Source organism: Clostridium sp. AF19-22AC (genome assembly GCF_003479085.1).
GTDB lineage: Bacteria > Bacillota > Clostridia > Lachnospirales > Lachnospiraceae > Faecalicatena_A > Faecalicatena_A orotica.
On record NZ_QUGN01000007.1, the window covers coordinates 34,975 to 49,465 of the forward strand.

Annotated in this window: 12 protein-coding genes; 9 read left to right on the plus strand and 3 right to left on the minus strand. The window is 45.3% G+C overall.

Going from position 1 to position 14,491, the window contains the following annotated elements; genetic code table 11:
- Nucleotides 1–42: 42 nt before the first annotated feature.
- The 6 genes from DWX43_RS09725 (at nucleotide 43) to DWX43_RS09750 (ending at nucleotide 6,662) form a co-directional block, all read left to right on the plus strand.
- On the plus strand, nucleotides 43–885 hold the full coding sequence (locus DWX43_RS09725) for a 3-hydroxyacyl-CoA dehydrogenase NAD-binding domain-containing protein (protein WP_118620168.1): 843 nt from the start codon (nucleotides 43–45) through the stop codon (nucleotides 883–885).
- 124 nt (nucleotides 886–1,009) lie between these two features.
- Complete coding sequence (locus DWX43_RS09730; protein WP_182440665.1) at nucleotides 1,010–2,029, plus strand: sugar ABC transporter substrate-binding protein; 1,020 nt, start codon at nucleotides 1,010–1,012, stop codon at nucleotides 2,027–2,029.
- 198 nt (nucleotides 2,030–2,227) lie between these two features.
- Entirely contained in the window at nucleotides 2,228–3,709 is a 1,482-nt protein-coding gene (locus DWX43_RS09735) for a sugar ABC transporter ATP-binding protein (protein ID WP_109732633.1), read from the plus strand.
- A gap of 33 nt (nucleotides 3,710–3,742) precedes the next feature.
- Entirely contained in the window at nucleotides 3,743–4,705 is a 963-nt protein-coding gene (locus tag DWX43_RS09740; protein ID WP_109732632.1) for an ABC transporter permease, read from the plus strand.
- 25 nt (nucleotides 4,706–4,730) lie between these two features.
- Nucleotides 4,731–5,774, plus strand: coding sequence for an aldose epimerase family protein (locus tag DWX43_RS09745; protein ID WP_109732631.1), 1,044 nt, complete (start codon nucleotides 4,731–4,733; stop codon nucleotides 5,772–5,774).
- A gap of 12 nt (nucleotides 5,775–5,786) precedes the next feature.
- Nucleotides 5,787–6,662, plus strand: coding sequence for an SMP-30/gluconolactonase/LRE family protein (locus DWX43_RS09750; protein WP_118620170.1), 876 nt, complete (start codon nucleotides 5,787–5,789; stop codon nucleotides 6,660–6,662).
- Nucleotides 6,663–6,751: 89 nt separating this feature from the next.
- On the opposite strand, the gene DWX43_RS09755 is transcribed toward DWX43_RS09750, so the two are convergent.
- Nucleotides 6,752–7,138, minus strand: a complete 387-nt coding sequence (locus DWX43_RS09755; protein WP_109732629.1) for a hypothetical protein — start codon at nucleotides 7,136–7,138, stop codon at nucleotides 6,752–6,754.
- A 203-nt stretch (nucleotides 7,139–7,341) separates the two neighbouring features.
- Between DWX43_RS09755 and DWX43_RS09760 the strand changes: the two genes are divergently transcribed.
- Complete coding sequence (locus DWX43_RS09760) at nucleotides 7,342–7,560, plus strand: CopG family transcriptional regulator (RefSeq protein ID WP_109732628.1); 219 nt, start codon at nucleotides 7,342–7,344, stop codon at nucleotides 7,558–7,560.
- A gap of 80 nt (nucleotides 7,561–7,640) precedes the next feature.
- Here DWX43_RS09760 and DWX43_RS09765 read toward each other — a convergent pair whose 3' ends face one another.
- A complete protein-coding gene (locus DWX43_RS09765; RefSeq protein WP_109732627.1) occupies nucleotides 7,641–8,435 on the minus strand; it encodes an HAD family hydrolase in 795 nt (264 codons plus the stop codon).
- Between the two features lie 216 nt (nucleotides 8,436–8,651).
- On the opposite strand from DWX43_RS09765, the gene DWX43_RS09770 reads away from it, so the two are divergent.
- Nucleotides 8,652–10,052 (plus strand): FAD-dependent protein, encoded by a 1,401-nt coding sequence (locus DWX43_RS09770; RefSeq protein ID WP_109732626.1) that lies wholly within the window; start codon nucleotides 8,652–8,654, stop codon nucleotides 10,050–10,052.
- A gap of 210 nt (nucleotides 10,053–10,262) precedes the next feature.
- Entirely contained in the window at nucleotides 10,263–11,609 is a 1,347-nt protein-coding gene (gene glmM, locus DWX43_RS09775; RefSeq protein WP_118620171.1) for a phosphoglucosamine mutase, read from the plus strand.
- Nucleotides 11,610–11,745: 136 nt separating this feature from the next.
- Here the strand turns inward: glmM and DWX43_RS09780 are convergent, their stop codons facing one another.
- Nucleotides 11,746–14,328, minus strand: coding sequence for a PEP/pyruvate-binding domain-containing protein (locus tag DWX43_RS09780; protein WP_118620172.1), 2,583 nt, complete (start codon nucleotides 14,326–14,328; stop codon nucleotides 11,746–11,748).
- Between the last annotated feature and the right edge of the window lie 163 nt (nucleotides 14,329–14,491).

Genomic DNA, 14,491 nt, shown 5'->3' on the forward strand with positions numbered 1-14,491 from the left:
GACCGTGACCAGTTACAGAATATGAATGAAAGGGGAAGAAGAATGGATGTAAAAAAAGTAATGGTGGTTGGAGCAGGCATCATGGGCAGCGGCATAGCACAGGTCTGCATTGAACATGGTTTTGAGACGGTTCTGGCGGATATATCACCAGAGTATGCAAAAGCTGGGGCTGCTAAGATCGAACATTTTTTACAGCGTAAAATTGAAAAAGGACGCATGGAGGAAAATGAGAAGGAGAAGGCACTGGCCCTGCTGAGGGCGGCTTCAATAGAAGAAGGCGCAGATGCCGATCTGGTGATCGAAGCGGTGACCGAGGATGTAGAGATTAAAAAAGAAATTTTCCAGAAACTTGATGAATTGTGCAGGCCGGAAACGATACTTGCCTCAAATACATCGACGATTTCTATTACACTGCTTGCCGGCGCTACGCAGAGACCCGAACAGGTAGTGGGCATGCACTTCTTTGTTCCGCCTCCGGTCATGAAACTGATTGAAGTGATACCGGGACTGTTGACAAGCGAAGAGACAGAGAAGACAGCGATGGAAACAGCAGAGGCTTTCGGGAAAACACCTGTGAAGGCGCCTGATTCCTCCGCATTTCTTGTGAACCGGCTTCTTGTCCCTATGTGGAACGAGGCGATGTTCCTCGTTATGGAAGGCAATGAACCAAAGGACATTGACACGGCTATGAAGTTAGGCGGAAATCTTCCGATGGGGCCGCTGGAACTGGCAGATTTTGCCGGACTGGATACTGTGCTGGCAGTAATGACCCAGATGTATACTGACCTGGGGGAACCGAAGTACCGTCCGTGTCCGCTGCTTAAGAAAATGGTGAACGCGGGGCTTCTGGGAAGAAAGAGCAAAACAGGATTTTATAACTATTAGAAACTCACAATTTCAGGTATATGCAGTTGCCTCGGTGCAGCCGATGCAGGAAAAACACTATGGTATTAAAACAATACAGGCCAGAAAATCTGGATGCAGGGATTTCAAGAAAGGGGAAAGAGGTATGAAAAATAGTATGATGAAGAAGGTATTGCCATGTTTGCTGGCAGGAGCACTTGTATTATCTTTAACAGCATGTTCATCCGGTACGGAAGAAGATAAAGGAGAGACAAAAAAAGAGGAAACAAAGACAGAAGATACAAAGGAAGGCAATACGGATGATCTGACATTTGCACTTGCAGTGCCTACACTGGATAATCCATATTTCGTACAGGTTCAGCAGGGTTTTGAAGATAAGTGTAAAGAACTTGGGGTTAAGACAATTGTGAATGGATCTGATTATGATTCAGCCCAGCAGTTCTCACAATTTGAAAATTATGTTTCAGCAGGTGCACAGGCAATCCTTGTATGCCCGGTCGATGCGGTCAGCCTTGAAGATGCGGTGGATCAGGTGCATGAAGCCGGCGGTAAGGTAATGGGAATTGCACAAGGCGTTTCCAATGCAGACGCGAATAATATACTTGATGATTATGCTTACGGCGTTAACAACGGAGAGCAGGCAGCAAAATGGATCAATACTTATTTAAAGGATGAGGCAAAAGTGAAAGTCTGCCTGATCACACTGGATCATGTGGAACAGGTAAAACTCCGCGGTGACGGTATGGAAGATACAATCAAAGAAAAGTGTCCGAATGCCGAAATCGTATACCGGCAGAAAGCAGAAACGATGGAAGAAGCAATGAATGTAGCTGAAACAGCACTTCAGGCCAATCCGGATATCAAAGTAATCGCATGTGTCAACGACCAGCATGCCCTCGGTGCATGGCAGGCAGTACAGAATCTGGGGCTTAACACCGACGATTTCTATATTGGCGGAGGGGATTATACAGATGAAGCAATTGAAGCAATGAAAGACCCGAAATGTGCGATCCGCCAGACTACAGACATCCAGCCATACCAGTCTGCACAGGAATGTGCACAGAGAATGTATGACATGGTTGTGAATGGAGAGAAGGGGACGGAGACATTGCTGACACTTCAGCCACACTGGCAGGAAGCATATAAAGATTTGGAAAATGAATAAGAAAAGCAAAGTATAAATGGCTGAGGATGAGGCAGTAATTAAAAAGGTACGCATATACCAGGACAAAGTGTGAGTAATTCAGGAATAAAGCGGTGATGAGAGGCTTTCTGTTCGAATAAAAATTTGAAAAGATATTCGATAGAGCAGAAAGCCTTTTCAGCTTTTTTCAGACGGTCCCGGAAATCAGGAGGAACAGATATGGGCGAGACGATACTGAAGCTGAATAATATTGGAAAAAAGTTCCCGGGCGTGGTTGCTCTGGACCATGTGTCATTTGAACTGAAAAAAGGTGAGGTTCATGCACTTTTAGGCGAAAATGGAGCCGGAAAATCGACATTGATCAAGATATTGACAGGGGCATATGAACCTACAGAAGGTACGATAGAATATAACGGAAAAACCTATGAAAAATTTGAGCCTAAGCAGGCAAAAGAACTGGGGATAACTGCGATTTATCAGGAATTTAATCTGGTACCATACATTTCTGCGGCACAGAACGTATTTTTAGGGCAGGAGTTGAAAAAGGGAATATTTCTGGATATGGCGGGGATGGAAAAGAAAACAACGGAACTTGCCAGAGAAATGGGGGTAGAAATCAACCCGAAAACAAAAGTTAAAGATCTGGGAGTTGCTTATATGCAGATTGTAGAGATCATAAAAGCAATATCTGAGGATACTAATATACTGATTATGGATGAACCCTCTGCTCCTCTGACAACCCGTGAAATAGACGCAATGTTTCAGATTGTCAAGCGGCTGAAGGAAAAAGGGATCACAATTATTTATATTTCTCACCGGCTGGAGGAACTGTTTGAAATCTGTGACCGTGTCACAATCATGAGGGATGGAAAATATATTTGTACAAAGGAAATCAGGGATGTCACAAGACATGAACTGATTGCGGACATGGTAGGACGGGAGCTGAACGAAATGTATGCGGGCGGTGCCGGGGCTTCAGACGACATTATTATGGAAGCAAAAGATTTATGTACGGATAAGATACACCATATATCGTTCAGCCTGAAAAAGGGGGAGATCCTTGGTTTTGGCGGTCTGGTTGGTGCAGGCCGGACAGAAACCGCACGGGCGTTATTCGGTGCGGATGAACTACTGTCAGGGACTATCATGAAAAATGGGGAAGTGGTAAAGATTCATTCCCCAAAGGATGCAATCAAAGCAGGAATTGGCCTGCTGCCAGAGGACAGAAAGGATCAGGGGCTTGTGCTCGGGATGAGTGTGAAGGATAATATCGTCTATTCCATCTTGAAACAGGAAACAAAAAGAATTTTTCTGGATAAGAAGGACATACATAAAAAATGTTCAGATCTGAAAGATGATCTGCGGATAAAAACACCCTCACTTGGCCAAATTAGCAAATTTCTGTCAGGAGGAAACCAACAGAAGGTAGTATTGGCAAAATGGATGGCAACGGACTGTGACGTCCTGATATTTGATGAGCCGACAAGAGGAATCGACGTCGGGGCAAAGCAGGAGATATACCATCTCATGAACCAGCTGACTGCACAGGGGAAAAGCATCATTATGATCTCGTCTGAAATGCCGGAACTGTTCGGAATGGCAGACCGGGTTATTGTCATGCATGAAGGCTGTATAAAAGGCGAATTGAGCAAAGAAGAGTTTGACCAGGAGAGAATGCTTGCAATCGCATCAGGGCTGTAGAGCTGAACGGGGAATAAAAACGGAGGTTAGAATATGCAGAAGAAAAAAGTAAATCTGGTAAGTTTTCTTGGAAAATATGGAATTGTCGTAGTCCTGATAGTCCTGATTGTGTTCTTTTCTGTGACGAGTAAGCAATTCCTTGCTGTAAGTAATATTATCAATATTTTAAGGCAGGTTGCAGTTGTCGGGATTATGTCGGTAGGCATGACGATGGTCCTGATTACGGGCGGCATCGATCTGTCGGTAGGATCCGTGGCGGGGGTAGCCTGTGTATCAACGGCACTTTTGATGAATAAAGGTCTTCCGTGGGCGGCAGCCGTACTGCTTGTATTGATTGTGAGCTGCGCATTGGGCGGAATCAATGGTTTCTGTATAAATGCATTGAGTATTCCTCCTCTAATCACCACGCTGGGGATGATGACTGCATTAAGGGGCACGGCCTACCTTCTGACAGGCGGCCTTCCGGTCTTTGGATTTCCTAAGGATATTCTCTTCCTTGGAAAAGGTTCTGTAGCAGGGATTCCGGTACCGGTTATCATTATGGCGGTAATTTTTGTGATTGGTATTTTGTTTATGGATAAGACGAGATATGGGGTATATATCTACGGTGTAGGAGGAAATGAGGAGGCTACGAGGCTCTCAGGAATCAATGTTAAGAAGATTAAATATCTGGTCTATATGGCGTCTGCCACACTGGCGGGACTGGCAGGCATCGTACTTCTGGCCAGAGTAAACAGTGGCCAGCCAAAGGCAGGGGACGGATATGAGATGGATGTTATTACGGCAGTCGTATTAGGTGGTGTCAGCATCTCAGGAGGAGAAGGAAGCATGCCGTTTGTTATTATCGGAGTCCTTTTCATGGGAGTGCTTTCCAATGGTATGGTCATGCTGAATATACAGGATTATACACAACAGGTAGTAAAAGGTATCGCACTTCTGCTGGCAGTGGCATTTGACCGTTATATGCAGAATAAGAAGGCGAAACAGGTAGAGTAACGAAGATGCCAAACGGGAGGAAACTATGCGGGAATCGGGAAATGCAAACATTCAAATAGAAAGTATGGGATCACGGGTTCAGTTTTATACTCTGAAAAACCAAACAGGAATTCAGGTTACTCTGACAAATTATGGGGCGGCTGTTTATCGGATACTTACACCTGACCGTGACGGCAGAGTCGATGACATTGCCTTGTCCAGTCCTTCCCCGGAAACATTCATGGACAACAAAGCATTTTTCGGGGCTACGGTAGGAAGAGTGGCAAATCGTATAAAACAGGGCAGAATTACGGTAGGCTGCAAGGAGTACCAGTTGTCACTGAATGAAGGAAAAAACCACGCTCATGGCGGATTTTCCGGGTTTGATAAGAAAATATGGAATGGAAAAATAAGGAATAATGCAGTAGAATTTACTTATACAAGTCCGGACAAAGAGGAAGGATACCCGGGCAGTGTGACGGTAACGGTGAGTTACCGGCTGGACGGGGAAGGGAGGCTGCATATCCGGCATCATGCCGAAAGTACGGAAGACACGATTATCAATCTTACAAACCATACGTACTTTAATCTGGGAGGACATGCTTCCGGTAAGATATATGACCAGAGACTTCAGATAAACGGAGGTTTTTATCTGGAAAGTGACGCGGAACTGATACCAACCGGACAGATATTGCGTGTGGGGGGAACGCCCTTTGATTTTACTCAGGAAAAAGAGCTTGGGCTGGATATTCATTCAGAGATACCAATGCTCACCAACAATGGAGGATATGATGTAACATTCCTAAAAGCGGAACGTGGATTTACCAGAGCCGCGGTTCTAAAAGACAAAAAGTCAGGGAGATGCCTGGAGGTCTTCACAGATTACCCTGCAATCCACCTATATACAGGCAATTTTCTGAAAGATGAACCGGGACTGGAGGACAGGGTATATAACCGGCACGAATCTGTATGTCTGGAAGCGCAGCGGCTTCCCTTCGCCAGCGGTTATGCACATTTTGGTGAAATCGGACTGAAAGCAGGAGAGCAGATGGAAAGAAATATTTGTTATCATTTTTCGGCAGAAAGGTAGAGAGGTGTCAGAATGAATGTAGAATTAGTACTAAATGCGAAATGTCTGATCGGAGAAGGCCCATGCTGGGATGAGCCTACAAAAACGATTTATTTTGTGGATTTGCTGGGAAACCGTATTTATTCATTTGATGGGAAAATCGAACATCACGTGAGCTTTGACCAGAATCTGGGGGCAGCAGTAGTAAGGGAGAAAGGCGGACTTGCCGCAGCAATGCAGCATGGCTATTATTTCGTTGATTTTCCGGGAGGCGGATTGGAAAAGATTGCTGATCCTGAGGCGGAATATCCGGATCATCGGTTCAACGATGGTAAATGTGATGCAAAGGGGCGGTTTTGGGCAGGTACCATGAGTAAAAATCTGGATACCGGATATGGAGAGGCAATACCGGACTGTGGTCTGTATTGTCTGGATACGGATGGAAAGGCGGAACAAAAGCTGTCAGATGTAATACAGGGAAACGGGCTTGGCTGGACGAAGGACAGTAAGAAAATGTATTTTATTGATTCCCAGACTTATACGGTACAGGAATTTGATTTTGATCTTGAAAAGGGTAGTATTTCAAATGGCAGAGTAGCAGTGGAGGTACCAAAGGAGATGGGGCTGCCCGACGGCATGACTGTAGATGACGACGGCATGCTCTGGATCGCACTGTGGGGAGGCGGATGTGTAAGCAGGTGGAACCCAAAGACCGGCGAACTGCTGTGCAAGATAGAAGTTCCGGCGAAGAATGTGACAGCATGCACATTTGGAGGCCCCGATATGAATGAACTTTACATCACTACAGCAAAAATGGATACGGATGAGGAACAGTATCCTCATGCCGGCGGCCTGTTCAAAATCAAACTGGATATAACAGGAACACCATCGTATCGTTACCAGGGGTGACGGAAACATTACAGGTGGTACACTAAAATAAAAAGGTTAAAGGAACAAAGGGACCTGCCGGATAAATAACGGCAGGTCTTATTGTCTTATTATTCGAATAACTTTTTCAGATATGTCCGGATCTTTCCTTTCGGGAGCTGGGAAAGGAATGCATCATCCCAGTGCTTTCTTAAAAACATTTCTGTATCGGCATCAGCGGTATCATTCAGGACGTCATATTCAATCTGTTTACCGAGTTCTTTCAGCAGGTCAGAATGCCGGATTCCAAACGCAACGCAGTAATTGTGAAGGCCAAGCTGCTGCAGGAGATATGTGATCCTTTCAAAGTCCCTCACTGTCATCTTCTCTTCATTCAGTATCAGTTTCGAATCGGATTCCGAGCATAAGGCCAAAAACAGTATCTTTTCTTTTTCTATTTGTAATTCTTTTATCTTTTGGAATTCTTCCGGGTCTGTGGTAAAATTATCATCATACATGGTGTCTCTCCTGATGAGTTGTTTTATATTTCGCAAATGCTGGAAATTAAGTTTCTTTACTCATTTTTCTCCTACCTGGTTAATATATTCCATATGTTGCAATATAACTAATAATACATGATACATTGCAAATTTGCAATATATTATTAGGGTCTGTTGCATAATATAATGTAGACAGTTACCAGACAGTTGGAGGTGGGTCTATGGAAGAGAAGAAGCAGCCGGTGAAGTTCAGAGTTGCGAGAAAACCGATATATAAAGAAGAAAAGACCGTGAACATGACGTTGCGAATAGATAAGGGGCTACAGCAAAAGTATGATTTATGGGCAGAGAAAACAAATCGTTCCAGAAATGAACTTATGTGTATGGCACTGGCTTATGCAATGGAGAATATTGAAATCATTGACGAGGAAGACAATTGACAGAAAAAGGTGTCAGAACACTGAAAAAAGAGGCTGGGCGCTAATGGATGATTCAACATTAGCGCCCGGCTTCTTTTGGGTTAATTGATTTCTCCAATCAGGTCTTCAAGTACGTCTTCCACAGAATCGGTGACATAAGTTGAGTAATAGGAGATGCCGGGTGCGGCATTGGACATGGCATAACTGGTTCCTACAAGCTGGAGCATCTCTACATCATTGTACTGGTCGCCGAAAGCCATACATTCCTCCGGGCTGATATGAAGCTGATCAAGTAGTGTCTGCAGTGCAGTCCCTTTATTAGCCCCGGGGGCAATAAAATCGATCCAGATGTTGCCGGATGTAACGACCTTGATTTCGCTGCCGAACATATCCTGCAGATGCTTCAGATATTTATCGATAATGTGGGGGCCGTCCTTCATATTACAGATTGCAATTTTTAAAATAGGTCCCTCTACTGCCGCAACATCATCTACAATCTGGGTCGTATTTTTCATAATATTAACAATGTGGTCTACAAAAGCCGGATCATTGTTTTCGATAAAGCAGGAGTCCTCTCTGGATACCACAATCTCAAAATGCTTCTCACGCTTGATCTCCTCGATGATTCTGGCACACAGGCCGTCATCAATAGTGGCACGGGCAATTACTTTGCCCTGATGAACACAGATGGAGCCGTTCTCGGCAATATAGGATATTTCGTCCTTAATCTGTTCGAACACCCTGCGCTGGTTGTCATATTGTCTTCCGCTGGCAGATACAAATCGTACGCCTGTTTCTATTAGCTGATGGATCAGTTCAATGGCACGTGGTGTAAGTTTCTGGGCTCCGCCCTGCAGAAGAGTGCCGTCGAGATCACTTGCTACTAATTTAATCATAAAGCCCTCCATAGCCTGTTATATATTAAGTGTAACTGTTCAGGACTGTGAACAGTTAGTTGCACTTCTTATATATTACCTTAAATCAGGCGGATTGTATAGCCTTGTTCTGTGAAAAAATGTGTGCTAGTATTGATATTGTAGGAATTGTGCGGAAATTGCGCAGGGGTCTGACCCCTTTGCAATTCTGTATTTGTAGGAAAGCCGAGGGATAAGATGAAACAGTATGATGTTATTATTATTGGTGCCGGCCCGTCTGGTATATTCTGCGCATATGAGTTGAAACGCCAGAAGCCGGATATGAAGATTTTAATGGTTGAGAAGGGACGCTGCATTGAAGACCGGCGGTGTCCGAAACGAAAGACAAAGGTATGTGTCGGCTGCCAGCCATGTTCGATTACAACAGGTTTCGCGGGTGCCGGGGCATTTTCAGACGGTAAGCTTTCACTGTCACCGGATGTCGGGGGAACGCTCCCTGAGATTCTAGGCTATGAAAAGGCGACAGAATTAATCAATGAGGCAGACAGCATCTATCTACAGTTTGGAGCCGATAAGAAAGTGTATGGTATTGAAGACCAGCAGGCGATCACTGACATACGATCCAAGGCAATCCGTGCTAATTTAAAGCTGATTGAATGTCCGATCCGGCATCTGGGAACAGAAGAAGGGTACAAGATTTATACCCGGCTTCAGCATCATCTGCTGGATGCGGGCGTGGAGATTCTGTTTAAGACGATGGTAGAAGATATTATTATAGAAGACGGAGCCGCAAAAGGAGTCACGACTGATAAAGGTGAGAGCTATTATGCACCGGAGATTGTCTCCGGGGTAGGCAGGGAGGGTTCGGAATGGTTTTCACATATCTGCAAGGGGCATGATATCGAAACCAGAAACGGAACGGTTGATGTCGGAGTCCGGGTGGAAGTCCGTGACGAGATCATGAAAGAGCTCAATGAAAAGCTCTACGAGGCAAAGCTGGTGTATTATACGCCTACATTTGATGATAAAGTCCGTGTATTCTGCACAAATCCGTCCGGGGAAGTTGCGACGGAATATTATGAAAACGGCCTTGCGGTTGTAAACGGGCACGCGTATAAATCAAAGGATATGAAGACGAACAATACGAATTTCGCCCTTCTTGTATCCAAGAACTTTACGGAGCCGTTTAAATCCCCGATTGAGTACGGTAAACATATAGCCCAGCTGGGTAATATGCTGTGCGGCGGGAGAATTCTGCTCCAGCGCTATGGGGATTTCCGAAGAGGCCGCAGGACCACGGAAGAGCGCCTGCTCCGTAACAATATTACCCCGACGCTGAAGGATGCGGTACCGGGTGACTTGTCACTGGTATTCCCGCACCGGATTATGGTTGCCATTGACGAAATGATCAAGGCGCTGGATAAGGTAACGCCGGGGATTGCCAGCGACGAGACACTTTTGTATGGTGTAGAGGTTAAATTTTATTCTAATAAAGTACTGGTTGATAAGAACTTCGAGACAAATGTGAAAGGACTGCGTGCGATGGGGGATGGCGCATCCATCACGAGAGGACTGCAGCAGGCATCAGCGAATGGACTGTGTGTAGCGCGTGCCATCATAAATAAAATGGAGAGTTAGTATACCGCCTCCTGAATACTGTTCACAGGCACGCTTGTAGTTACTGTTCTCAGGCAAGTCTGTAAACAGTAACGCGCCTGCCCATAAAAAAATGTTGTAACTTGAGCCATATCAGAATATAATGTTAATGAATGTTGCATCCCGGGGTATAGAAAGTATGCCCTAAGCAGCATGGCAACCAGAAACTAGATGATAAGAGGATGAAGACATATGGGTAAATATTTTGGAACAGATGGATTTAGAGGAGAAGCAAATGTAGTTCTGACTGTCGAGCATGCCTTTAAAGTCGGCCGTTACCTGGGATGGTATTTCGGACGTGAACATAAGGCAAGAATCGTAATCGGAAAGGACACAAGAAGAAGCAGCTACATGTTCGAATATGCACTGGCTTCTGGGCTGACGGCATCAGGAGCAGATGCATACCTGCTTCATGTGACGACAACACCGAGTGTTTCCTATGTTGTCCGGACAGAAGACTTTGACTGCGGCATCATGATATCAGCGAGCCATAATCCATTCTATGATAACGGCATCAAGGTCATCAACGGTCAGGGACATAAGATGGAGGCAGAGGTAGAAGAGAAGATCGAGGCGTATATTGACGGTGAGATTGAAGAACTCCCGCTTGCAACGAAGGAAGACATCGGACGCACAATCGACTATGCAGCAGGAAGAAACCGCTATATCGGTCATCTGATCTCACTTGCTACACGTTCTTTCAAAGACATGAGAATTGGCCTTGACTGTTCGAACGGAAGTGCTTTCACGATCGCAAAGAGTGTATATGATGCGCTGGGAGCGAAGACCTATGTCATCAATAACGAGCCTGATGGAACAAACATCAACACAAACTGCGGATCGACACATATCGAAGTACTTCAGCAGTATGTAAAGGATAAAAAACTGGATGTAGGATTCGCATTCGACGGCGATGCCGACAGATGTATTGCAGTAGACGGCAATGGACATATCGTAGATGGTGACCTGATCCTCTATGTATGCGGAAAGTACCTGATGGAGCAGGGGCGTCTTGCGGGAAATACAATCGTAACGACAATCATGTCTAATTTAGGATTATACAAAGCCTGCGACAAGATAGGCATGAATTACGAACAGACAGCCGTGGGCGACAAGTATGTATATGAAAATATGCTTCAGAACGGCTATGTGCTGGGCGGCGAGCAGTCCGGGCACATCATATTCAGCAAACATGCAAGGACCGGTGACGGCATCCTGACATCTCTCATGATCATGGAAGTTATCATGGAGAAAAAACAGTCACTGGCAAAATTATGCGAAGAAGTAAAGATTTACCCGCAGCTTTTGAAAAATGTCCGCGTAACAGACAAAAAGACAGCACGGGAGAATCCGGCTGTACAGAAAGCAGTAGAGGATGTGACGGCGGCACTTGGAACTGACGGCCGGATCCTTGTAAGAGAAAGCGGTACAGAGCCTGTGATCCGTGTCATGGTAGAGGCTTCAACCGATGAAATTTGTGAAAAATATGTAGATCAGGTGATTGATGTGATGAAAGCTGAGAATCTTGTTATCAAATAGGAGGACGGCAAAGTCTGGGAAAGCTATATAAAGGTTACTGTTTACAGGCGTGCCTGTGAACAGTAACATATAAAGAAGAGACTGTATCTGCGCCTTTGATGGCGTGATACAGTCTCTTTTTTAAGCCTCTTCTAAATCAGGTGCATATCAGCCTCTGTGTTACAATGTCGGAATAGATTTCAATATTTTCATCCCTCATATCTGTTACGTGTATGACATCAGGATAGAGCTCTTCTTCTGAACTGCCGGCAAGCAGCGTCTCCAGATGGTTAGGCTGTCTCAATATTTTCTCTTCATTAAAGTATACATCCCGTTCATTCTGGAACAAAGCAATATAGAAGATATTGGACTCTACGATATCCTGGAAGAAATGGCTTCCGTAGGAGAGGTCTGGCATGAGCCCGAGTTTTTCATAGGAAACCTCACAAATGGCGTTCATGTTACAGAGATCTGTAAACCGGACAGGAACTCCTAGGGCAGGCGTTGTTGTACCCCAGCGGCCAGGGCCGATGAGCACGGCATGTCTGTCCTTTAATATATGATTCAGTGTTCCGATCTGGTTCGCTATAGCGTACTTCTGTGGCTCGGTCAGCTTTAGGTATGGCTTGATCCTTACAAAGATGAAATAATGCACCGGAAGCCGGACATTTCCGCCCATAAAGTTTCCTTTTGAAGAAAAGTAAGCCTGTTCCCGGTCTACGTTCTCAGGAAAGTCAATCTTCCTGCCCAGCCCCTTCGTCTGGAGCGGGCGGCATTGAAGAAGATTGATGCGGTAGTGTTCCTCTTTATTGAAGTTACAGGTAAACTCAATGTCCACTGGGTAATCATAGGTATGAGACAAAATTGCCAGAATATTTTCCAGTGCTTTCGGAAAATCTGTATGCCTCAGCAGCCGTGTAAAACTGACGATATCCGGGACATTCCGGTTCCGGTGCCCGGTTTCCCTGAAATGTCTTGCAAGCTCAAAATCTGGTTCCATAAAGAGCCTGACATTCGTCTTTAACGGAAGTCCCCTGACCGACTCAATCGGAATAGTCTGGAATTCATTTTCCTCCAGATTAATTACATCCACATAATGCTGTGAGAACTTTCTTTCATCCCCGTAGGCCAGCAGGGGCGGGCGTTCCGGCTTGTCCAGCGCAACGATGCGCGGATAGTCGGAATTGACCCTGTCCACGGCCCGTGTTCCCATTCCGAACACAAGGCGCAGCATTCCCTTGGACGGATCTGTGTTCTTATCCCAGACAAAGAGGTTGGAAGAATTTCCGACACCTGCACAGTGCGGGAAGAAATACTTTCCGTGGTAATCACCGGAAACCCTCTGCACGAGCAATGCCATCTGCTCATCCTTATCTGCCAGACCTCGGTTTTGACGATACTCCAGCGCTTCACGGCTCATTGTGCTGGCGTAAACCTTTCGTACGGCATCCAGAAAAGCATCGTACCTTTCCTCCGGGGTTCCCTGGTTCGGACAGAAAAAGCTGTCATACTTTCCTGCAAACGCATTCCCGAAATTATCTTCCAAAAGAGAACTGGACCGCACGATAATAGGAGACTGCCCGAAATACTCCAGCATTACCATGATCTGCTCTTTAATGGTAGTTGGGAAATGCCCGCTCAGCAGGATTTCCCGAAGCTCTGCTGCCGCAGTAAAGTATCCTTCACCGGTTTTTTGCTGCATGCGGAGCCTCCAGCCGCCATTCTGGACGATATAAGTGTAAAAGACGTCAGACCCTATATAATAGGAATCATGCCGCTCCATATGTTCTTTATAAAAATCCGGATTCTTTGTTTCCAGTATCTTGCGGGCCAGAAGCATACCGACAGATTTTCCGCCGATGTAACCCGTTCCGATCTCCCGGCTCCCGATCTGGATCAAATCCTCCAGTGTAAAGAATTCTCTGCTTAGTGCTGCTATGCGTGACCGCTTACCAATCAGGAGATTCTGCAGGTTTTCTTTTACATAAGCCTGCTCGGCAAGGGATGCGCTTAAGTAAGGCTTCGCTTCCTCGAAACTTAAATCCCAGTAATCAAGCTTCTTAGTATGGATCTGGAGTCTGGAAAATAGTTCCGCGGAGCTTGCACTGTCCGTGATACATTCCGAACCGACCTCTGTCAGAAGATGAGGGAGGAACATAACAGGAGAATAACGTTTCCACACCTTCAGTGGATGCAGATAGTAGCGGCTGTCAATATAGTATAAGTTTAAAAGAAGCTGTGTGACCTCCCGGATTCGGGCAATCGTGTCCTGCGTATGGGCATTCCTGTAAAGTGCAAAATATGTGACAGCATCCCGCTCAAATAAGTAAGGGCATGTAACCTGAAAGAAATTTCCCGTCATGAGGTCGGAGCACCAGAATTCCTGCAATTCGCTCAGACAATCGAATACATAGAATGCGTTCTTCCCTTCGGCAGTGATAATCTGGTAGACACTGCTTGTAAAAGATTCAAATCCCATACCGGCATCCAATGTAAACATTTCAAAATCAGCACCCTTTTCAAGGAGCGCTTCCTTATCTATCAGCGGCGCGTGGCAGCCGAAATGAATATAAACAAGACGTCTGTGATCAGCAGCGGCCTGCTGCACAAAATGCTCCACCACAAATGAGTAGGCTTCAAAAGAATCCACCTGCCAGATGATATTATCTCCGGGGCGGAGGGTATCAATGACTTCATCAGCACCCTTAAGGCCTGTACTTATCTGCTCCATACTTTCCATAGCTTTCCTCCATTCCCTGATATACAGGATTCATAAAGGTATATCAGAAGAACAATCATAATTATAACCAGTTTACCACAAAAAGAGAAAAAAACAAAATGCCGTTGCGAATTTAAGGAATAAAAAAATCCGGAGTTCGAAATTGATACTGAACTCCGGATTT